This is a genomic window from Corynebacterium sp. FDAARGOS 1242 (assembly GCF_016889985.1).
GTDB classification, from domain to species: Bacteria; Actinomycetota; Actinomycetes; order Mycobacteriales; family Mycobacteriaceae; genus Corynebacterium; species Corynebacterium minutissimum_B.
Genome location: NZ_CP069568.1, coordinates 1,229,108 through 1,249,401 on the forward strand (window position 1 = coordinate 1,229,108; position 20,294 = coordinate 1,249,401).

Annotated in this window: 21 protein-coding genes; 2 read left to right on the plus strand and 19 right to left on the minus strand. The window is 61.0% G+C overall.

Annotation, left to right across the window (positions count from 1 at the left end; translation table 11 throughout):
* Positions 1–137 precede the first annotated feature (137 nt).
* The 19 genes from I6J72_RS05885 to rho all read right to left on the minus strand — a co-directional run bounded on the left by I6J72_RS05885 (position 138) and on the right by rho (position 16,984).
* Entirely contained in the window at positions 138–1,067 is a 930-nt protein-coding gene (locus I6J72_RS05885; RefSeq protein WP_204100287.1) for a tetratricopeptide repeat protein, read from the minus strand.
* Entirely contained in the window at positions 1,064–1,372 is a 309-nt protein-coding gene (locus tag I6J72_RS05890; protein ID WP_115021739.1) for an MTH1187 family thiamine-binding protein, read from the minus strand. Before I6J72_RS05890 ends, I6J72_RS05885 begins: the two co-directional genes overlap by 4 nt.
* A 10-nt stretch (positions 1,373–1,382) precedes the next feature.
* Entirely contained in the window at positions 1,383–1,667 is a 285-nt protein-coding gene (locus I6J72_RS13120; RefSeq protein ID WP_239107521.1) for a hypothetical protein, read from the minus strand.
* A complete protein-coding gene (nucS, locus tag I6J72_RS05895; protein ID WP_204100288.1) occupies positions 1,667–2,359 on the minus strand; it encodes an endonuclease NucS in 693 nt (230 codons plus the stop codon). Before nucS ends, I6J72_RS13120 begins: the two co-directional genes overlap by 1 nt.
* Before the next feature lie 24 nt (positions 2,360–2,383).
* On the minus strand, positions 2,384–2,860 hold the full coding sequence (locus tag I6J72_RS05900; protein WP_204100289.1) for a DUF2550 domain-containing protein: 477 nt from the start codon (positions 2,858–2,860) through the stop codon (positions 2,384–2,386).
* 191 nt (positions 2,861–3,051) lie between these two features.
* Entirely contained in the window at positions 3,052–3,420 is a 369-nt protein-coding gene (locus I6J72_RS05905; protein WP_204100290.1) for a F0F1 ATP synthase subunit epsilon, read from the minus strand.
* 10 nt (positions 3,421–3,430) lie between these two features.
* A complete protein-coding gene (atpD, locus tag I6J72_RS05910) occupies positions 3,431–4,879 on the minus strand; it encodes a F0F1 ATP synthase subunit beta (RefSeq protein WP_039674999.1) in 1,449 nt (482 codons plus the stop codon).
* Positions 4,880–4,882: 3 nt separating this feature from the next.
* The gene (locus tag I6J72_RS05915; RefSeq protein WP_204100291.1) at positions 4,883–5,866 is read right to left on the minus strand and encodes a F0F1 ATP synthase subunit gamma; all 984 of its coding nucleotides are present in this window, start codon (positions 5,864–5,866) and stop codon (positions 4,883–4,885) included.
* A 56-nt stretch (positions 5,867–5,922) separates the two neighbouring features.
* A complete protein-coding gene (atpA, locus tag I6J72_RS05920; protein ID WP_039674995.1) occupies positions 5,923–7,563 on the minus strand; it encodes a F0F1 ATP synthase subunit alpha in 1,641 nt (546 codons plus the stop codon).
* A gap of 60 nt (positions 7,564–7,623) precedes the next feature.
* On the minus strand, positions 7,624–8,439 hold the full coding sequence (locus I6J72_RS05925) for a F0F1 ATP synthase subunit delta (RefSeq protein ID WP_204100292.1): 816 nt from the start codon (positions 8,437–8,439) through the stop codon (positions 7,624–7,626).
* 6 nt (positions 8,440–8,445) lie between these two features.
* Positions 8,446–9,018: a F0F1 ATP synthase subunit B gene (locus I6J72_RS05930; RefSeq protein ID WP_115021731.1), complete on the minus strand. Its 573-nt coding sequence runs from the start codon at positions 9,016–9,018 to the stop codon at positions 8,446–8,448.
* A 44-nt stretch (positions 9,019–9,062) separates the two neighbouring features.
* Positions 9,063–9,305 (minus strand): ATP synthase F0 subunit C, encoded by a 243-nt coding sequence (locus tag I6J72_RS05935; protein WP_042530472.1) that lies wholly within the window; start codon positions 9,303–9,305, stop codon positions 9,063–9,065.
* A 104-nt stretch (positions 9,306–9,409) separates the two neighbouring features.
* On the minus strand, positions 9,410–10,222 hold the full coding sequence (gene atpB / locus I6J72_RS05940) for a F0F1 ATP synthase subunit A (protein WP_204100293.1): 813 nt from the start codon (positions 10,220–10,222) through the stop codon (positions 9,410–9,412).
* A 458-nt stretch (positions 10,223–10,680) separates the two neighbouring features.
* Positions 10,681–11,115 carry a hypothetical protein gene (locus tag I6J72_RS05945; protein WP_204100294.1) on the minus strand — a complete coding sequence of 145 codons (435 nt, stop codon included), beginning with the start codon at positions 11,113–11,115 and terminating at the stop codon, positions 10,681–10,683.
* A 16-nt stretch (positions 11,116–11,131) separates the two neighbouring features.
* Positions 11,132–12,307, minus strand: a complete 1,176-nt coding sequence (locus I6J72_RS05950; protein WP_204100295.1) for an MraY family glycosyltransferase — start codon at positions 12,305–12,307, stop codon at positions 11,132–11,134.
* Between the two features lie 12 nt (positions 12,308–12,319).
* Positions 12,320–12,994 carry an L-threonylcarbamoyladenylate synthase gene (locus I6J72_RS05955; RefSeq protein WP_204100296.1) on the minus strand — a complete coding sequence of 225 codons (675 nt, stop codon included), beginning with the start codon at positions 12,992–12,994 and terminating at the stop codon, positions 12,320–12,322.
* Between the two features lie 64 nt (positions 12,995–13,058).
* Positions 13,059–13,919 (minus strand): peptide chain release factor N(5)-glutamine methyltransferase, encoded by an 861-nt coding sequence (prmC, locus tag I6J72_RS05960; protein WP_204100297.1) that lies wholly within the window; start codon positions 13,917–13,919, stop codon positions 13,059–13,061.
* A 24-nt stretch (positions 13,920–13,943) separates the two neighbouring features.
* Entirely contained in the window at positions 13,944–15,020 is a 1,077-nt protein-coding gene (gene prfA, locus I6J72_RS05965; protein ID WP_039674978.1) for a peptide chain release factor 1, read from the minus strand.
* Entirely contained in the window at positions 15,020–16,984 is a 1,965-nt protein-coding gene (gene rho, locus I6J72_RS05970) for a transcription termination factor Rho (protein WP_204100298.1), read from the minus strand. The genes prfA and rho overlap by 1 nt, the downstream gene beginning before the upstream one ends.
* Positions 16,985–17,391: 407 nt before the next feature.
* On the opposite strand from rho, the gene I6J72_RS05975 reads away from it, so the two are divergent.
* Complete coding sequence (locus I6J72_RS05975) at positions 17,392–19,131, plus strand: long-chain fatty-acid--CoA ligase (protein ID WP_204100299.1); 1,740 nt, start codon at positions 17,392–17,394, stop codon at positions 19,129–19,131.
* 47 nt (positions 19,132–19,178) lie between these two features.
* Positions 19,179–20,285, plus strand: a complete 1,107-nt coding sequence (moaA, locus tag I6J72_RS05980) for a GTP 3',8-cyclase MoaA (RefSeq protein ID WP_204100300.1) — start codon at positions 19,179–19,181, stop codon at positions 20,283–20,285.
* Positions 20,286–20,294: the final 9 nt, after the last annotated feature.

The following is a 20,294-nucleotide window of genomic DNA, read 5'->3' on the forward strand; positions in this document are numbered from 1 at the left end:
GCCGAGACGCTGCAACCCGCCAACCACACCACGGTCAGCGGGCACATCGGCGATCCCACAGCTAGTGGAGGCAAACGTCGAGACGACGAAACTCGCCAACCAGAAAAAGGTTGACGGCCAGACAGCGAGACTAGGTACTAATACAGCGCGCTAGCGAGCTGCGTGCGGGCCGCGAGCAAGCGCGGATCACTGGAATCATAGAGGGCAAACAGCTCAAGCAGACGGTCTTTCAAACGTGCTTTGTCATCACCGGCGGTTACCTTCATGGCGTCGATAAGCCGGCTAAAGGCAACGTCCGGAGTCCCGGCGACAATGTGGGCATCAGCGGCCGCGAGCTGCTTATCCACGTCCTGCGGATTCTCCGCAGCTTCCGCAATGGGATCGCCGTCCTTCGCGGATGCTTTGAGGCGCTTGAGCACCACGGTGGTGGCACGCGCCTGCTTGATTTCGGCATTGTCAGGCTCGGCGGCAAGCACCTCATCGTAAGCAGCAATAGCGGCGTCGAAATCGCCAGCATTCAGGGCGTCCTCTGCCACGAGCAGGCGCGGGTCGGATGCTTCCTCCGTTTGGGGCTGCTCAGCACCAGTATCCTGCAGGCCGCGCAGCTGAGGGCCGAGCTTCTCGACGATCGCCGCTACCCACTGCTCCAGGTTCTCTCGGGGCTGGCTACCTTCAAAGTTGGTGACCGGCTGGCCGGCGGCAATCGCCACGGTGGTGGGCAGGTTCTGTACACCAAAGACCTGCGCGACCTGCGGCACCACATCGGCGTTGATGTAGCCCACGATGAACTTTAAGCCGCCGGCCGCGGCCATCTCCTCGAAGTCCTTCTTCAACTGCTCCGAGGCTGGGGAACGCGGGGAACCGATAAGCGCGATGACGGGTACCTCAGCGGAGCGACGCACGAGGTCATTCTCGAAGTTCTGTTCTGTGACCTCAAAGAAGGGCTGCACACCTGTCGGGGAAGGTGCACCGGCTCGACCGCCCTGCTCCTGCGCTTTCGCCTTGGCCTCTGCCTGCTGTTTAATGGCTCCCAAATCGAGGGCGCCGCCAACGTACGGTCCGGTCACTGATTTTCCTCCAAGTAACGGTTAACGGATTCTACTTTCTGGGTTATCTGCCCGGTGACGCCTTCGCGAATATCGGCCTTAATGACCAGGCTCGTGCGCGGAGAGACTGCACGGACAGCGTCGGTGGCCTCCTTAATCACCGCAAAGACTTCGTCCCACTCACCTTCGATGAGGGTGAACATCGCATTGGTCTCGTTGGGTAGGCCGGAAGCACGGACCACGCGCACGGCCTCCGCCACGGCGTCAGACATCTCGGCGCTCTCATCACCCACGATGGTCGGGGCTACAGAAAAGGCAACAATCATGCCCGCTAGTCTACCGCCGCTCCCAACAGTGGCGGTGCCAGTGCCTGCGGTCATCGCCTTGTCTGCCGCTATCGCGCGGCCACGCCACAATGTGCGCTACCCCGGGCGGGATGTTCTGGTTGCAGCTGGGGCATACGTAGAACTTCTTCGCCGCCGAACTGCCGATGTGCCGCATGATAAAGGGCTCCCCATTCGTCCAGCTCGGCCCGGGAACGGTCTGCGAGCCGAGCAACGCTCCGCCATCCCGCGGCAAGAAGCGGGGCTCCTCCCGGATTCTTCGGTTTCGGCGTGGCATTAGAACAGCCGCAGCTCGTTGGACTCGATTCCGCGCAGCTCCTGGTAATCGAGCACCACGCAGCGGATCCCGCGATCTTCGGCGAGAGTCCGGGCTTGGGGCTTGATTTCCTGCGCCGCGAACACGCCATGTACCGGTGCTAGCAGGTCATCGCGGTTAAGCAGTTCCAGGTAACGCGTAAGCTGCTCGACGCCATCGATACCACCGCGGCGCTTGACTTCGACGGCCACGAACTCGTTCTCGGAGTTCTTCGCCATGATGTCCACTGGGCCAATCGCCGTGGGATACTCGCGGCGGACAAGCGAGTACTTCTCCCCTAGCGTTTCAATGTGTTCCGCCAACAGCTCTTGCAGGTGTGCTTCGACACCGTCCTTGACGAGGCCTGGGTCTTCGCCCAAGTCCATCTCGATGTCTTGGTGCACTTCTGCGATGGTGATACGGAGTTGTTCGCCTTTCGGGTTCTCCACCAACCACAGTTTCTCGCCGGTATCCTCGCCATCGACATCCGTAATCTCTGACTCCTCCAGGGAGCACGGAGGAGTCATCCAGTTCAAGGGCTTGTAGGCACGGTCGTCTGCATGCACAGACACCGAGCCATCGGCCTTGATAAGGATGAGGCGGTCCGCCACGGGCAGGTGGGCGTCGAGGCGGCCTACGTAATCTACAGAGCAACGGGCGATGACTACACGCATGCCCTCTACCCTAACGGGTGGGGGCTATTTCTTTGGAAAGCGGGTGGCACGCTGGCGCATCTGGTGATAGTTCAGCTTCTCTTTGCGCTTCGACGGTGCTGCTTCCACCCAGGCATTTAGGGCCATGATGCCGTGCGCATCGGAGGCAATCTCATAGTCCTTGCCATGGACGCTGATCCCCATAACCTGGTCGCTAGCGGGCATAAAAGAAGCCTCGTCATCATCCAGCGAACGGATTCCGTTCAAGGTGATGTCGAGGCGATTGAACCGCATATTGGCGCGGGGAAGAACGGAGCGAAGCTTAAAGTACTCCATATATTCGCCGTTGTAGCGCACCAGCCCATGACGCCACGAATGGGAATCTTTGGCCGGCAGAACGCGCAGGAGCACCGTGGTGCCGCGCGAGCGCAGCGTAAAAAAGCGCACTGCGGCAAGGATGATGACAGCCAGAATAATCAGGAGAAGGACGAAGAGTAGCCCCTGCAGCACCTGAGAATTCATGACAAACAGTCCTTTACGGCAATGCGATATGTTTCAACGATTGTACCGCCTAGCAACATTGCAATGCCAGTTTGTGTGGGTATGGCAAACCCCCTGTACCTCCTAGTGGAAAGAGGTACAGGGGGTTCTTTTCAAGCCAGAGTGGGAAGGGCGGTCATTGCTGCCCGTTCTCTCCCCTCTCCGCTAATCCGTTAGCTGTTGAAGCGGCGCACGGCGCGCAATGCAGCTTCACCGCGGGACCTCGTCAACTCATCCTCAGACTTCAGGTCTTCCTGAGCCTGGGCCTCATCGACCTCGCGGGCCCAGATGGCCCAATCCGCGAGGACGGTGATCTTGTTCTCGGATACGGAGAGGAAGCCACCCTGGACGGCAGCGACGCGGCGCTCGCCGTCCGCTGGGTGGATGGTCACAACGCCATTGTTGATCAGCTGACCAACCATAGGCTCGTGGCCAGGAAGCACGCCGATCTCACCCTCGGTGGTCTCAGCCGTCACCATGGTGGCCTTGCCGGTCCACAGCAGGCGCTCGACGGAAACCAATTCGGCGGTGATGTCAGCCATGTGCCTCTCCCTACTTCTTCTCGCTCAGCTTCTTGTACGCAGCCTCGACGTCGTCCAGGCCACCCAGACCGTTGAAGGCCTGCTCCGGGTAGTGGTCGAATTCGCCGTTGCAGATGCGCTCGAAAGCGTCGATGGTGTCAGCCAGCGGCACATAGGAGCCCGGCAGGCCCGTGAACTTCTCTGCGACGAAGAAGTTCTGGCCCAGGAAGCGCTCGATACGACGTGCTCGCTGAACGGTGACCTTATCCTCCTCAGACAGCTCGTCCATACCGAGGATGGCGATGATGTCCTGGAGCTCCTTGTTCTTTTGCAGGATGCCGATGACACGCTGTGCCACCTCGTAGTGGCGCTCGCCCACGATGGACGGCTCCAGAATACGAGAGGTAGAGGTCAGCGGGTTCACTGCCGGGTAAATACCCTTAGAAGCAATGGAACGGTCCAGCTCAGTGGTGGCATCGAGGTGGGCGAAGGTGGTAGCCGGAGCCGGGTCGGTGTAGTCATCGGCCGGCACGTAGACGGCCTGCAGGGAGGTAATGGACTTACCCTTGGTGGAGGTAATACGCTCCTGCAGCACACCCATCTCATCAGCCAGAGTCGGCTGGTAACCCACGGCGGACGGCATACGGCCGAGCAGCGTGGATACCTCAGAACCTGCCTGGGTGAAACGGAAGATGTTGTCGATGAACAGCAGCACGTCCTGGTTCTGGACATCGCGGAAGTACTCCGCCATGGTCAGACCGGACAGAGCCACGCGCATACGGACTCCCGGCGGCTCGTCCATCTGGCCGAACACGAGGGCGGTGTCCTGGAGAACGCCCATCTCTTCCATCTCGAGGAAGAGGTCGGTGCCCTCACGGGTACGCTCGCCGACGCCGGCGAAGACGGAGGTACCGGAGAACTCGCGTGCGATACGAGTAATCATCTCCTGGATAAGAACGGTCTTGCCCACACCGGCACCACCAAAGAGGCCAATCTTGCCGCCCTTGACGTACGGGGTGAGAAGGTCAATGACCTTAATGCCGGTCTCGAGGATCTCGGTCTTACCTTCCAGCTGGTCGAATGCCGGCGGCTCGCGGTGGATGCCCCACTGCTCGCCATCGCGGCCCAGACCCGGCTGGTCAAGGCAGTCACCGAGGGCGTTGAAGACGTGGCCCTTGACCACATCGCCCACCGGGACGGAAATCGGCTTGCCGGTGTCGGTCACGGCAGCGCCACGGACGAGGCCGTCGGTCGGAGCCATGGACACGGCACGGACGAGGTTGTCACCGAGGTGCTGAGCGACCTCAAGGGTGACGGTCTTTGCAACAGCCTCGAGGGTCACCTCGACGGTCAGTGCGTTGTACAGTGCCGGCAGCCCGCCACGCGGAAACTCCACGTCGACGACCGGACCGATGACACGCACCACACGGCCGGCGGTAGCCGACGACTGTGTGTTCTGCTCTTGCAGAGCTGTAGTCATAATCTAGTCACTTTCTGCGCTTTCGGCGAGCGCCCCAGCGCCACCGACGATCTCTGTGATTTCTTGGGTAATCTGCGCCTGACGTGCCTGGTTGGCCACGCGAGAGAGGTCCTTGACCAGCTCGGTCGCGTTATCAGTTGCAGACTTCATTGCGGTACGGCGTGCAGCGGACTCGGAGGCTGAAGCCTCCAAGAACATCGCAAACAGGAGACGGGACACGTACTGCGGGAGCAGTGCTTCCATGAGGGTGTCCGCATCCGGCTCGAAGTCGTAATCAGGGGTGACCTGATTGGCCGACGAGGCGTCGGAAAGCGCGGACTCGCCCATGTCGAAGTCCTCTTCCTCAATAACCGGTACCACCGGCAGCAGCTGCTGCACACGCGCCGTCTGGGTCAGCATGGACTCAAACTCGGTGTACACGACGTGTACCTGGTCGAAACCGCGAACGGTGTCGCCCTCGAGGTTGATTCCTGCGCGGGTCTTAGCCTGGCCCTTCGAACCGGCAATGAAGCCGTCGATGATGTGGCGGCGCACGTCATGCGTCGCCTTCCAGGTCGGATCCTGCGAGAATCCGGTCCAGCTGCCTGCGACCTCGGCTTCACGGAACTTGTAGAAGCCAACGCCCTTGTTACCCGTGACGTAGCGGACGGTCTCGTAACCTTCGCTCTTCAGCAAAGCCTCGAGTTCGGCCGCCTTCTTGAAGACGTTGTTGTTGTAGCCACCGCACATACCGCGGTCAGAGGAGACCACGAGGATTGCAGCGACCTTGCCATCTTCACGCTCACGGAGCATCGGGTGATCCAGGGATGTGTGTGCGGCGAGCTTGTTCAACACGTTGGACAGCTCGTGCGCATAAGGCTGCGACGCCTCTACCCTGGCCTGAGCCTTGGTAATGCGCGAGGTAGCAATGAGCTCCTGTGCCTTGGTGATCTTCTTAGTGGAATTGACGGACCTGATGCGGTCGCGCAGTTCACGAAGATTAGCCATGGTTTTCGCTCCTCCCTTCTCTTTCTAGACGGTTAATTCTTAGAGCGTGCGAAACTCTACTTGGCCGTCTTGCGGGAGACGCTGAGCTCGGACTTGTTGATCTCCTCAGCGTCGAGCGGATCCACCGGAGCCTCAGTGCCGAGGTTATGGCCCTCAGAGGTGCGGAAGGACGGAGTGAAGTCCTTGGCTGCTGCAACAAGTGCATCCTTGGACTCGTCGGTCAGAGCGGTGCCGCCCTGAATCTGCTCGAACACCTGCGGGGTTGCAGAGTTGAGGTGATCGTGCAGCTCCTTCTCGAAGCGACGTACGTCCTCGACGGGAACGACGTCGAAGATGCCCTGGTCGGCGAGGAAGATGGAAACCATCTGGTACTCGACAGGCTGAGGGGAGGACTCGGACTGCTTGAGCAGCTCAACGAGGCGCTCACCGCGCTCCAGCTGAGCCTTGGAAGCAGAGTCGAGGTCGGACGCAAAGGCCGCGAAGGCCTGCAGGTCACGGTAGGCAGCGAGCTCCAGACGGAGGTTACCGGCAACCTTCTTCATGCCCTTGGTCTGTGCGGCACCACCAACACGGGAGACGGACACACCGACGTTAATAGCCGGACGGACGCCCTGGTTGAACAGGTCGGACTCCAGGAAGACCTGGCCGTCGGTAATAGAAATAACGTTGGTCGGAATGAAGGCGGAGACGTCGTTCGCCTTCGTCTCGATGATCGGCAGTGCGGTCATGGAACCTGCACCCATGTCGTCGGAGAGCTTTGCAGCACGCTCCAGCAGACGGGAGTGGAGGTAGAAGACGTCACCCGGGTATGCCTCGCGGCCCGGTGGGCGACGCAGCAGAAGGGAAATCGCACGGTAGGCCTCAGCCTGCTTGGTCAGATCATCGTAAATGATCAGGACGTGGTTGCCCTGGTACATCCAGTGCTGACCCAGAGCAGCACCGGAGAACGGTGCCAGCCACTTGAAGCCGGCGGCGTCAGATGCCGGGGCCGCCACGATGGTGGTGTACTCCAGGGCGCCGTGCTGCTCCAGGGTGTGGCGCACACCAGCAATGGTGGAGCCCTTCTGGCCGATGGCGACGTAGATGCAGCGGACCTGCTTGTTCTTGTCGCCAGACTCCCAGTTAGCCTTCTGGTTCAGGATGGTGTCGATACAGACGGCGGTCTTACCCGTCTTACGGTCACCAATGATCAACTGACGCTGACCACGACCAATCGGGGTCATGGCGTCAATTGCCTTGATGCCGGTCTGCATCGGCTCTTCCACCGGCTGACGCTGCAGCACGGACGGTGCCTGCAACTCGAGGACGCGGTCCTCTTCAGCGGTGATCGGGCCCATGCCGTCAATCGGCTGGCCCAGTGGGTTAATAACGCGGCCGAGGAATTCCTCGCCCACAGGGATGGAGAGGACTTCGCCGGTCCTCTTGACCTCGTCGCCTTCCTTAAGGGACTCGAAGTTGCCCAAGACCACGACACCGATGGAGTTGGTGTCAAGGTTCTGAGCGACGCCGATGACGCCGCCTGGGAACTCGAGCAGCTCATTCGCCATGACGGACGGCAGGCCCGAAACCTGCGCAATACCGTCAGCTGCCGAAATGACCACGCCGACCTCCTCACGGGAGGCCTCCGCGGAGTAGCTCGAGGTGTAGTTCGCAATCGCGCTACGGATCTCGTCGGAGGAGATCGTCAGCTCCGCCATGTTCTTCCTGCTCTCGGTAGTATCTTCCAGCAATTACTTAATCGTTTCTGTCGTTTCGGCTTATGCCATCACAGCACGAAGGCGGGAAATCTTGCCTGCCGTCGAACCATCAATGACTTCGTCGCCAACGCGGATGGTCATACCACCGAGGAGGCTGGTGTCAACCTCAGAGTGGATGGACATCGCACGACCATAAATTTTGCCCAGCTTTTCAGCGAGTGCTGCCCGCTGGCTATCGTTTAGCTCACCCGCCGACGTCACGCGCGCAATAGAGCGGCCCTGCAGCTCGGCTGCGGAGTCTGCCAGTGCGGCAATATCATCAATCGGGTTCTGCTCCGGGCGGCCAATGGCCTGCAGCGCGAGCGCCTCAGTGACCATAGTGACCTTGCCGTAGAGCACGCTTGCCAGCAGTCCAACCTTGCGGTCGGACGTCGCAGTACGGTCTGAAAGCAGCTGGGTCAGTTCGCCTTCGCGGTCCAGCACGCGCGACAGGGAGAAGAGCTCGTCTTCAACCTGGCCCAGCTTGCCCTCGGACTCAGCGCCACGCAGAAGAGCGCGGCGGCCAAGCTTCACGAGGCCGCGGGCGATATCACGCGGGGAGGACCACTGTGCGGCGGCGGCTTCCTCGAGCACCTGCTGTGCTACCTGGGAAATCTTGCCGCCGAAAAGCTTCTGGACCAGGGACTTACGCTCCTCAGAGGAGACCGCATCATCGGTCAGGGCAACGCGCAGTTCGCGGTCACCGTCGAGGACGCGGACAACCTCAAAGAGGTCCTGGCCTGCCTGGGTAGCAGTAGCTACCGAGTTGTCGCCGGAAAGAAAACCATCCAGTTTGGACTCAACGGTAGCGAGTGCTTCGCGGCTAGCTGCCTTCATAGTTGCCTACTTTCCGGCCGGTGCCACAGTGTCGAGCTCGGACAGGAAGCTATCAATGGTGGAGGACTGCTTCGTGGCGTCGGAAAGTTCGCCGCCGAGAAGCTTCTCTGCCAAGTTGATGGAGTTCTGTCCGATGTCGGAACGCAGCTCAGACACGACCTGTGCGCGGGAAGCTTCCAGCTGCTTCTCGCCAGCGGCAAGAATGCGACGAGACTCTTCTTCTGCAGCTTCCTTAGCCTCTGCCTCGATCAGCTTGCCGCGCTCACGCGCCTGCTCACGGATCTCAGCAGCCTCTGCTCGAGCGTCAGCGAGCTGAGCGTTGTACTTTTCCAAAGCGGCCTTTGCTTCGGCCTGCTGAGCCTCCGCACGCTTAAGGCCACCCTCGATCCGGTCTTCACGCTCCTGCAACATCTTGCTGTATGCCGGAAGAACAAACTTCCAGAAAATCAGCAGGATGACGGCGAACGGAATGAGAGACCAGACCAAGTCGTACATCTTGGGCAGAAGGATGGAGTTGCCGCTCTCCAGCGGCAGGTGCTCACTTCCTTCCGCTGCAAGGTAGTAAATGACGTTGTTCATGGGGCTCCGTTCTTAAAGTTCGATTTACTTGTGTAAAGCGCTCTTTAGAACAGGAAGCCTGCAACGAGGCCGATGAGGGCGAGGGCCTCAACGAAGGCGATACCCAGGAACATGGTGGTACGCAGCTGACCAGCCATCTCCGGCTGGCGGGCCATGCCCTCGACGGTCTTGCCGACGAGGATACCGATGCCCAGACCCGGGCCGATGGTTGCGATGCCGTAGCCGATGGCGCCGAGGCCCTTGAGGGTGGACTCAGCAGCGTCCTGAGCAAGAATGATTTCGTTCATGATGAAAGTCGTTCCCTTTCAAAGTTTCTCCCGCGGGCTAGTCCGCGGGGGCAGTGAGGATGGATTCTGGGGATATTTAGTTAACCGCGAGGTTCGCGTTGTTGTTAGTGCGAGTCTGCATGCAGCGACAATTCGATGTATACCGCCGTCAGCAGGGCAAAGATGTATGCCTGCAGGAAGATGACGATAATCTCGTAGATCGTGAACAGAACCGCTGCGACCAGCGTCAGGCCACTCAATGCAGTCCAGGCGTTGAACTGGAAGAAAAAGAAGTTCGTTGCCGAGTACAACAGGACCAAAATGAGGTGACCAGCCAGGAAGTTCGCCATCAGACGAAGTGCCAGCGTGACTGGGCGCATAACGAACGTAGAGAATGCCTCAATCGGCACAACAAGAACGTGCAGCCACGGCGGAAGGTTAGGAATAACCACCGAGGACTTGACAAACTTGCCGAAACCGAAGCGCTTCGCGCCGGCATAGATCATGGCGATGTACGCCACGATGGCCAACACGATCGGCATACCAATACGGGCGTTCGGAGAGATGTTCAGGCCCGGAACAATAGTTGCTACGTTCCAGAACAAAACGCCGAAGAAGATAGAGGCCAAAATCGGAAGGAAACGGCGCCCTTCCTTCTTGCCCAAGATGTCTTCTGCGATGTGAATTCGCACGAAGTCAATCGCGTGCTCGCCTACGTTCTGCAATCCTTTAGGAACCAACTTGGGGTTCTTAAAGGCGACAACAAAAAGGAGCACCAAAATGGCTGCCATGAACAGGCGAACCAGCATGATGCGATCCAAAGCGAACCAACCGTTGGCGAAGTCAGCAAACAAAAGGTCGACGACTTCACCGTCATCGGTTACGTGCCCCGGGAAAAATTCTGGATCCAGTTCGGGTGCGTGAAAGCTACCCTTCATGGCCAATGTTGTAACGCTCAGCGTTCTCTCCCGTGTTCGGGCCACACAGCTTGTCGAAGGCTATGTGGTGCGATGGACGTCTTCAGCTCTTTGCCTTGCTCACGGACTCCGTCGCACATCAGCGTGAACAAGACAAGGATAAACCGCACTGTATCGGGCTAGCATGACACTAACCCGCGGTAACCCGAAGTGAATGGTATCAGTTTGATGACAAGTTTTCGCACGTGGGGGCACCGTGCCTCAAGCAACTCGCTACCCCACCCTCACGGATAGACCTAAAACGCCCGCATTCTGCCAAAACCCCAGTCAGTGGACTTGGTCACATACCCCTGTTTTCCCACCTCGACGGGGGTAACTACGGGTGCCCGCAGTGCCACACGAACAAATGCAAAAGCCACCCTCCTGGGGGATCCAGTAAGGGCGGTGAACATGGTGGTCGGGACAATTGTCCCGCTGTGCTAGGACACGTACGTCACGTTGGAGGTCACGACTCCCCATACCTCAGTTCCAAGGGTGACCGCCAGCGCACAGATAACGGTAACGAAAAGCGCCATGGTGTCGTAGAACTCCAAGTCCTTAATCAGCAGCAGGAACATGATGAGGATGACCACCTTGAGCAGCCAACCGCCAAGGACCACGGCCATGGTCGTAGATGGCGTCGTGCGTGCAGTCAACAGCACCGAGGCTGCCGTGAAAAGCACGAAGCCACCGCCGATGGCTGCGCCGACCAGCACGCCCAGAAGACCCGGCGTGCCACGGACACCGCCCCAAATAGCGAGGGAAGCAATGGTCACCACCACGAGGCCCATCGCCCCGAGGCGCAGTGCGCGTTTCAGCGGGCGGCGGTGATCATCGTACGGCGATAGCTGGTCAGAGCTCGTTGATTCAGTCACAGCCCCTTACCCTACCTCAGGAGGGATCCGATTCGAGCACCACGCTGGTCGGTCGAGACGTGCGCCCAATCTTGCCTTGGCGCAGCGGGATGAGGGTAACAACGAAGGCGCCGGCAAGGGCCAGCACGGCAAGAACCGCAGCCACCGGCGCGGGAACGATGGAAAAAGACACCGCGCCAAACGCCACCGCTGAGACCCAGAGATAGAGCACCAGCACCGTACGGCGGTGGGTATGCCCCAACGACAGCAAGCGGTGATGGATATGCGCCTTGTCTGCCGCGAAGGGCGAGCGCCCCTGGGAGACACGACGAATGACCGCCCAGACAAGGTCCAGGACTGGAATAAAGACCGCTGCGATGACCACAATCAGCGGTGACATGAGCGCTACCATGTCCACCGTTCCATACAGTGACATGTTGATTTTGCCTGAAGCTGAGGTGGATGCGGCCGCCAGCAGCAAGCCGATGAGCATCGCGCCGCTATCGCCCATAAAGATGCGTGAAGGCTCGAAGTTATGCGGCAAGAAGCCGGCGCACATTCCCACGAGTGCGGCAGCAATGATCGCCGGCGGGTACGCCGACACTGCCCCACCTTGGTCATGGAGCACTGTGAGCGAAAAGATGAGGATAGCGCCACCAGCAATCATGCCGAGGCCAGCGGCCAAACCGTCCAGGCCGTCAACGAAGTTGATCGCGTTGATGAGAAGCACCGCAAAGAACGTAGTCAAGAGTGTGCTCTGGACTTGGTCGAGGGTGACCGTAGTTCCATCACCAAACGGCAGAAAGAGCAACGTCCACGTCAGGCCCAAACCGCTCATGAGCGCAGCGGCGACCAGTTGGCCCACAAGTTTGACTATCGCACTCAGCTCTATCAGGTCATCCACCACACCGACCAGCACAATGGCCGCAGCCGACCAGAGCACAGCGTTCATCTCCGGGGTCACGGGCATAAAGCCGCGAGTCAAGGCTGGAAGCTGGCCCGCCAGATAGACTGCCGCGGCAAAGCCGGTAAACATGGCCACGCCGCCCAACTGCGGAGTAGGTTGCGAGTGGCTATCGCGCAGGCGAATCTCCGCTACTCGGCCCGTGCGCACGAGAAAAGTACGCACCAGACCGGTGCTGAGATACGTAAATGCAGCCGCGACGAAGATGACCAAGGCCAATTCGCGCAGCGGCACGCCTGTTCCTGCCACGGTGCGCGCTCCTTAGTTCTGTGCCTTCGGGCGCGTGCGCAGGGATTCTGGGGTCACGCCAATAACGTCAGCGATCTCTTCAGCCGTCAATGCTCCCTCGCGCAGCAGATATGGGTGCGGGCCAGAGAGATCGATGATAGTCGAGGGCTTGCCAATCTCTGCTTCCCCACCATCGAGGTAGACCGTTACGGCTTTGCCCAGCTGCTGCTTGGCAGCGATGGCGGTCGTCGGTGGCTGGTGGCCGGAGATATTCGCTGAGGAGACAGCCATGGGGCCGACCTCGCGCAACAGCTCAATGGCGATGGGGTGAAGCGGCATACGCAGCATCACCGTGCCACGCGTATCCCCCAGGTTCCAGGGCAGCGACGGAGCCTGTTCGACGACGATCGACAGCCCTCCCGGCCAGAACGCCTCGATGAGGTTCTGGGCGGTGTCATCCAACCGTGCCACGAGGCCCTTGACGGTATCCCACGAGCCCACCAGCACCGGTACCGGCATATCGGGCCCGCGATGTTTGGTGGCGAGGAGACTGGCCACAGCGTCATTATCGAAGGCATCACAGCCCAGCCCGTAAAGGGTATCGGTAGGCATGACCACGAGACGCCCAGACTTAGCGGCCTTGACTGCAAGCTCCATGCCTTCTTCGCGCTCGGCTGCATCCGCGCAGTTAAAAATCTGTCCCTGCATCGGTGTGATTCTCCTTTATGCCACGCTCATTGTGCGTAGGCTGGTTGGCCAATCCTTGACCAATCTACTGTACTCCGCACACTGCCGTCACAAACCGCGCGGTACCTGTGAGGTCACGAAGTATATCTACCTGCTCGAATCCGCCATGTGCGCGGAATGCTTCCTGGACTTGGTGGGAAGTCTCATCATCGTGCTCAAGGCCTACCCGCCCACCTGGGCGCAACAGGCGCGCGATGGTGGGAATCATGGCGGTGATTGTGTCCATCCCGTCCACCCCTCCAAAGACGGCCTCGTGGGGGTCTTGGTACACCTCCGGCTCCAGGTTAGGGGTTTCGGGCACGTAGGGCGGGTTTGTGAGCACGAGGTCCACGGTGCCGTGCAACTCGGAAAGGACCTGTGGGTCTGTCACATCACCTTGGACCAACTGAAGTTCAGGGGCATAACGTGCGGCGTTGCGCTGGGCGTAGGCCAGGGAGGCGTCGGAAAGCTCCACGCCCCACACCTGTGCCCGCGGCAAGTAGTGCGCGACATAGAGCGCCAGCGCCCCGGACCCCGTACACAGGTCAACGACGCGACTGTCCTCCGCGTCGGAATTCTTAAGAATTCCGACGGCATAGTCGGCAAGGACCTCCGTCTCTGGGCGCGGAATGAACACGCCAGGCCCCACCTCGAGTTCGAGCGGACCAAACCACGCGTGGCCCAGGATGTGTTGGAGGGGCTCTCGCGCTTGACGACGTCCCACCAGCGCCCCATAGGCCACGTCGAAGCCCGGGATGGGCTCCTGCCCCATGGGAATGTCCATGTGACCGCAGTGGATGAGGTGCGCGGCAAGCACACGTGCGTCCCACTCGGGTGAGGGGACGCCGGCAGCGCGAAGGCGCCCCGCAGCATCGCGAAGCGCCTCCTGATAGGTGTGAAACGTCACCGTATCTCGTCCTAGCCTTATGCCCTAGCCCTCAGCCTCAAGGCGCTCGGCACGCTCCTGGGCCTGGAGAGCCTCAATAAGTTCGTGCATATCGCCGTTGAGCACCGCGTCCAAGTTGTTGGCCTTGTAACCAATGCGGTGATCGGTAATACGGTTCTCCGGCCAGTTATAGGTGCGGATGCGCTCGGAACGGTCCATAGTGCGCACCTGGGAGGCGCGCTGTTCGCCGGCTTCGGCCTCGCGGGCCTCGCGTTCCATCTGGTCGAGGCGAGCCTGCAGCACCTGCAGGGCACGCGCCTTGTTCTGGATCTGGGAACGCTCCTTCTGACACGTCACCACCAGGCCAGTCGGCAGGTGGGTAATACGCACGGCGGAGTCAGTGGTGTTAACACCCTGACCGCCCTTACCGGAAGAACGGTACACGTCGACGCGGATATCCTTGTCATCGATGTTGACGGCCTCCACCTCTTCCGGCTCTGGGTAGACCAGGACGCCGGCAGCAGAGGTCTGGATGCGGCCCTGGGACTCCGTTACCGGGATTCGCTGCACGCGGTGCACGCCGCCTTCAAACTTGAACACGCTCCAGGCGCCGTCGCGGGACGGGGTCTTGGACTTGAAGGAGATGGACATGTCCTTCACGCCGCCCAGATCCGACTCGTTAAGGCCCAGAACCTCCCACTGGAAGCCGGCCTTATCGGCAAAGCGCTCATACATGCGGGCCAAATCGCCGGCGAAGAGGGCTGCCTCTTCACCACCGGCACCGGCCTTAATCTCCATGATGATGTCCTCGGAGTCCTGCTCATCGCGCGGGGCGAGCAGGTCGGCGAGCTTTTCTTCCAGCTCCACGACGAGCGGCTCGAGGCGATCTACCTCGGGCTGGAACTCGTGGTCCTCATAGGCCATCTCCTTGGCATCGGCTAGGTCCTGGCGAGCCTGCACCAGCTCGTCGTTGACGGCGACGATGGGGCGCAGCTCGGCATAGCGCTTAGAGAGCTTGCGGAACTGGGACTGATCACCGGCTACCTCGGGGTCAGCCATCTGCATTTCGATGCCCTGGTACTCGGAGACAATATCGTCAACGAGGGAAACCTGGTTCGACATTACTTGTAGTCCTCCTCGTCGGTGTCTGCCGCCATGGGCGCAGAGGACGCCACCTGCATGAGGAACTCACCGTTGGAGCGGGTCTTCTTGAGCTGCTTGATGAGCAGGTCGATGGCGGCGAAGGAGTCCAGGCCGGAGAGGATACGGCGCAGCTTCGTCATGATGCGCGCTTCCTCCGGGACGAGCAGGAGCTCGTCCTTGCGGGTACCGGACGGGTTGACGTCCACAGCCGGGAAGATACGGCGCTCAGAAATGGCGCGGTCCAGCTTCAGTTCAGCGTTGCCGGTGCCCTTGAACTCTTCGAAGATGACGGTGTCACCAGTAGAGCCGGTCTCCACCATCGCGGTAGCGATGATGGTCAGCGAGCCGCCGTTTTCGATGTTGCGGGCAGCACCGAGGAAACGCTTCGGCGGGTAGAGGGCGTTGGAGTCCACACCACCGGAGAGGATGCGGCCGGAGGCCGGCGAGGAGTTGTTGTAGGCGCGGCCCAGGCGGGTAATGGAGTCGAGCAGGACGACGACGTCCTTGCCCTGCTCCACCAGGCGCTTGGCGCGCTCGATGGCCAGCTCTGCCACGGAGGTGTGCTCTGACGGCGGGCGGTCGAAGGTAGAGGCAATGACCTCACCCTTGACGCTGCGCTGCATGTCAGTGACCTCTTCGGGGCGCTCGTCAACGAGGACGACCATGAGGTAGCACTCCGGGTTGTTGGCAGCAATCGCGTTGGCGATGTTCTGCAGAATCGTCGTCTTACCGGCCTTCGGCGGGGAGACGATGAGCGCGCGCTGGCCCTTACCAATCGGCATGATGAGGTCAATGACGCGGGTCGTGAGGATCTTCGGATCCGTCTCTAGGCGCAGACGCTGGTTCGGGTAGAGCGGGGTGAGCTTGGCGAAGTCCGGACGCTCCTTGGCGCTCGACGGATCGAGACCATTGACGGTGTCGACCTCCACCAGCTGGTTGTACTTGCGGCGGTTGCGGCCGTTGCCGTGCGTGTGGGTCGGGCCAGAAACCTTGACCTTGCCCGTCAGCGCATCGCCGGAGCGCAGGCCCAGGCGGCGCACGAGGTTGTTGTTGACAAAGACATCGGAGCTCGCTGCGCGGTAGCCCGTGGTGCGCAGGAAGGCTACGTTGTTGTCCACAACCTCCAGGATGCCGCCAACGATCTGCACCTCATCGCCCTCGCGGATCTGCAGGTCGTTGCCACCATTGCCGCCGCCATCGCGGTCACGGCCGCGGCGGTTGCGACGGTTGCGACGGTTGCGACGTCCGCCACCGCCATGGTTGTTGTCATCATCGTGGCGGTTGTTGTCACGACGGTTGTTACCACCGTTATTGTTGCCGCCACCATTGTCCTGACGGCCCTGGTTGTCCTCCGACTTGCCCTGGCCGTCGTTATTATTGCCGCCCTGGTTGCCGCCCTGGTTGGCGGAGTTGTCCTGGCCGTTGTTCTGGCCATCGTGGCCGGAAGCCTTAGCCTCTTCGCGTGCCTCGCGCTCCTGGCGGCGGGCACGGTTGCGGCGGGCGCGGCGGGCTTGGGAGCGCGACTCGTAGCGCTGCTCGTCGTTCTTGCCGCCCTTGTCCGCGTCGTTGTCGCCATGCTCAGAACCCTGAGCGGAGCCCTGATCGGAACTCTGTTCAGGGCTGCTCTTCGCGCCCTTCTGGGCATCATGGTTCTTCTCCTCGGCGGAGCCAGCCGGGCGGGAAGCCTTGCGCGCTGCGCGGCGCGGCGTGGAGGCTTTCTCCTCGGTCTTGTCCTCTGCCTTCGGAGCCTTCGGGGCGTCGGCAGCCTGTGTGCTCGCCTTCGCGGCACGCACCGGAACCTGGCCAGTGGTCAGAGCAGTAATGAGGTCCCCCTTGCGCAGTCCGGAAACGCCGCGGAGTCCGCGCTCCGCTGCAAGCTTGCGCAGTTCCGGCAGCTTCAGGGACGCCAAGTCCTGTGCTGCGGTCTTGTCCGTATCGCTCACGGATATCCTTTCGTCGCTTCACCAACGAGCACCAACATGGCCAGGCCGCAATCAAGCGGTGCAGCCCACGCGTGGGCGTTGGAAGCCAGTGTGTAATTGAAGTGGTCCGCCGCCACCAGCGAGTTCACGCAACCGCGATCCCCGTGGGCGGTGGGTTTGTGTGGCTCTCCCCTCGTAGACGCGCCCCCGCGGCGCGGAAAAGAACTAAAGCCGTGGGTCACTGATGGGAGATGTTTTAAGAGGCGACTGCGAGCGTATGTCTACTCCCCTTCACCGTCGTGTGCAGTCTCACGAGTGCACACCGTGGAGGATGCTCGGAAGGTGCGGGGAAGGCCTCCCCGCCAGTCGCGGATAACTATACCGCATCCTTCCACCGCGCTCACACTGACACGGCTAAAGTGGTACGCATGCTCTCCACCATGCAGGATATCCCCCTGTCCCTGACGCGCATCCTGGAGTACGGTTCCTCCGTCCACGGCCAAACCCAGGTCATCACGTGGCATAGTGACGATCCGGGCAATGAGCGCGAGGAAACCACCTTCGCCGACATCGGCGCACGCGCTGCCGCTTTCGCGCATGCGCTGCACGACACGTTGGGGGTTACCGGGGATGAGCGCGTGGGGTCCTTCATGTGGAATTGCGCGGAGCACCTCGAAGTCCTCTTTGGCACGGCCTGCAAAGGCGCGGTGTTTACGCCGCTCAACAAGCAGCTGATGAATGACCAGATTCGGCACATCGTCAACCATGCGGAAGTACAGGTTATTGTTGCCGATGGGCGCCTTGGCCAGCAGCTCGCGAACGTCCTCAAAGGGGTGGGGTGCGTGCGCGCGGTGGTCTTCACGGACGTCGATAAGCTTACTGTTCCCATGCCCCAGGGCATCGAAGTCTACAGCTACGAGGAGCTGCTCGATGGCCGCTCGACGGTCTACGACTGGCCCACCTTGGATGAGCACACCGCAGCCGCTCTGTGTTATTCCACCGGCACCACAGGCGCACCCAAAGGCGTGCTCTATTCGCACCGCGCGCTATATCTTGAGGGCATGCAGCTGCGCGCCTCCGATTCGCTGTGTGTGACGCACGGAGAGACCTTCCTGTGCTGCATTCCCATCTATCACGTGCTGAGCTGGGGCGTTCCTTTTGCGGCATGGATGACGGGCACGCCGCTCGTGCTTCCCGACGCCGACGTCTCCCCCGCCACCCTGGCCAAAATCATCGCTGCGACCTCCCCGCGCGTGGCGCATGGCGTGCCCACGATTTGGATTCAGCTCTTTGTGCATTACCTCAAACACCCACCGGAGCGTATGACGCTGACCGAGATTTTTGCCGGTGGCTCGCCGGTGCCGCCGCAGCTCATCAAGATGTGGGAAGAGCGCTACGGCGTCGACGTCGTACACGTCTGGGGCATGGCGGAAACCACCACGGTGGGCAGCGTGGCGCGTCCACCTTCAGGTGCCTCCGGTGAGGCGCGCTGGGCCTACCGCATTTCTCAAGGACGCTTCCCCGCCTCCCTGGAATACCGCGTGGTCAATGATGGCCACGTGGTCAACACCACCGACCGCAACGCCGGCGAGATTCAGGTGCGTGGAAACCTCGTTACTGGTTCCTACTATCACTCGCCCACCTCCGAAGACGGCGGTGCCGCCCACGAGTTTCGCGGCAAGAACGTCGAGGACGCCGAGTCCAAGTTCACTGCGGATGGATGGCTGCGCACCGGTGATGTCGGCTTCGTCAACGAGGAGGGCTTCCTCACCGTGGAGGACCGCGCCCGCGATGTCATCCGCTCTGGTGGCGAGTGGATCTATTCAGTCCAGCTGGAAAACCTCATCATGGCCAACCCGGCGGTGCTCGAATGCGCCGTTATTGGCTACCCGGATAAACAATGGGTTGAGCGCCCACTGGCGGTCACGGTGCTGGCAGCGGGGATTTCCCCCACCATTGAAACCGCCGAGCGTCTGCGCGATGCTATGCGCTCTGAGCTGCCTTCCTGGATGCTGCCGGAGTACTGGACCTTTGTGAAGTCCATCGATAAGACCTCCGTGGGCAAGTTCGATAAGAAGGACCTGCGTGCTCACCTAGCTGAAGGTGACTACAACATCATCCGTCTGAAGGGCCCGGGTGAATCGCAGCGCCTCGACGCCGAGGAGTAAATCCGCTGCCTATTAATTCAGCGCACTTCGGGCTACAGTAGCGAGCAATGTCCGATTCCACCCCACTGCCCCTGCCCCGTATCCCCGGTGCGGCCAGCTTTCCCGCTGACTTGCCGGGGCCTAGTCCTGATGGCCACCGCGCGCTCCTGGACCGCTACGGCCGCCAGGCCCGCGACCTGCGTGTGTCTTTGACGGACCGCTGCAATCTGCGCTGCACCTATTGTATGCCGGCCGAGGGCTTTGAGTGGATGCCGACCGAACAGACGCTTAGCGACGACGAAACCATCCGCCTCATCCGCCTCGCCGTGGAGAAGCTCGGCATCCGCCAGGTACGTTTCACCGGTGGTGAGCCACTCCTGCGTAACTCCTTGGAGAAGATCATCGCCGCTACTTCCTCTCTGCGTACCGATGAGGGTATCGCTCCCTCCACTGCGCTGACCACCAACGGTTTAGGGTTGGACAAGCGGCTTGAAGGGCTCCAGCGCGCCGGGCTGGACCGCGTCAACATTTCCCTCGATACCCTTGACCGCGAGCTTTACGCTCGGCTTACCCGGCGCGACCGCCTGCCGGACGTGCTTGCCTCCATCGACGCTGCCCTTGCCGCCGATATGGCCCCGGTGAAAATCAATGCCGTTATCATGCCGGGAATTAATGAATCCGCCATCGTTCCGCTGGCTCGCTTTAGTCTGGAGCACGGCGCTGAACTGCGCTTTATTGAGCAAATGCCCCTAGGCCCTCGTGAGGAGTGGGAACGCTCCCGCATGGTCACGGCCGAGGAGATTCTTGCTCGCCTGCGCGAGGAGTTCGAGCTCACACCAGCAGAAGAACCCCGCGGCTCGGCCCCTGCCGCGCTGTGGGAGGCTACCTCCCGCGATGGCTCCACCCCACCAGGGCGCATCGGCGTCATCGCTTCTGTTACCCGCCCCTTTTGCGGCAACTGCGACCGCACGCGCCTGACTACTGATGGCGCAGTGCGCAATTGCCTGTTTGGAAATTCGGAGACCTCCCTGCGTGATCTGATGCGTGACGGTGCCAGCGATGAGGAGCTGGCGGTTGCGTGGGCCGGCGAGATGTGGCGGAAACTTCCTGGCCACGGTGTAAATGATGAGGGTTTCCTCCAGCCCGATCGCCCCATGTCCGCCATCGGCGGCTAGATTAGGTGC

Coding starts and splice junctions, on each gene's coding strand:
- I6J72_RS05900 (WP_204100289.1), bottom strand. CDS start 2,860: ATGAATTCTCAGGTGCTGCAGGGGCTACTCTTCGTCCTTCTCCTGATT.
- atpA (WP_039674995.1), bottom strand. CDS start 7,563: ATGGCGGAGCTGACGATCTCCTCCGACGAGATCCGTAGCGCGATTGCG.
- atpD (WP_039674999.1), bottom strand. CDS start 4,879: ATGACTACAGCTCTGCAAGAGCAGAACACACAGTCGTCGGCTACCGCC.
- I6J72_RS05915 (WP_204100291.1), bottom strand. CDS start 5,866: ATGGCTAATCTTCGTGAACTGCGCGACCGCATCAGGTCCGTCAATTCC.
- atpB (WP_204100293.1), bottom strand. CDS start 10,222: ATGAAGGGTAGCTTTCACGCACCCGAACTGGATCCAGAATTTTTCCCG.
- I6J72_RS13120 (WP_239107521.1), bottom strand. CDS start 1,667: ATGCCACGCCGAAACCGAAGAATCCGGGAGGAGCCCCGCTTCTTGCCG.
- I6J72_RS05955 (WP_204100296.1), bottom strand. CDS start 12,994: ATGCAGGGACAGATTTTTAACTGCGCGGATGCAGCCGAGCGCGAAGAA.
- I6J72_RS05925 (WP_204100292.1), bottom strand. CDS start 8,439: ATGAAGGCAGCTAGCCGCGAAGCACTCGCTACCGTTGAGTCCAAACTG.
- I6J72_RS05890 (WP_115021739.1), bottom strand. CDS start 1,372: ATGATTGTTGCCTTTTCTGTAGCCCCGACCATCGTGGGTGATGAGAGC.
- I6J72_RS05935 (WP_042530472.1), bottom strand. CDS start 9,305: ATGAACGAAATCATTCTTGCTCAGGACGCTGCTGAGTCCACCCTCAAG.
- I6J72_RS05930 (WP_115021731.1), bottom strand. CDS start 9,018: ATGAACAACGTCATTTACTACCTTGCAGCGGAAGGAAGTGAGCACCTG.
- nucS (WP_204100288.1), bottom strand. CDS start 2,359: ATGCGTGTAGTCATCGCCCGTTGCTCTGTAGATTACGTAGGCCGCCTC.
- prfA (WP_039674978.1), bottom strand. CDS start 15,020: ATGTCGAACCAGGTTTCCCTCGTTGACGATATTGTCTCCGAGTACCAG.
- moaA (WP_204100300.1), top strand. CDS start 19,179: ATGTCCGATTCCACCCCACTGCCCCTGCCCCGTATCCCCGGTGCGGCC.
- I6J72_RS05905 (WP_204100290.1), bottom strand. CDS start 3,420: ATGGCTGACATCACCGCCGAATTGGTTTCCGTCGAGCGCCTGCTGTGG.
- I6J72_RS05975 (WP_204100299.1), top strand. CDS start 17,392: ATGCTCTCCACCATGCAGGATATCCCCCTGTCCCTGACGCGCATCCTG.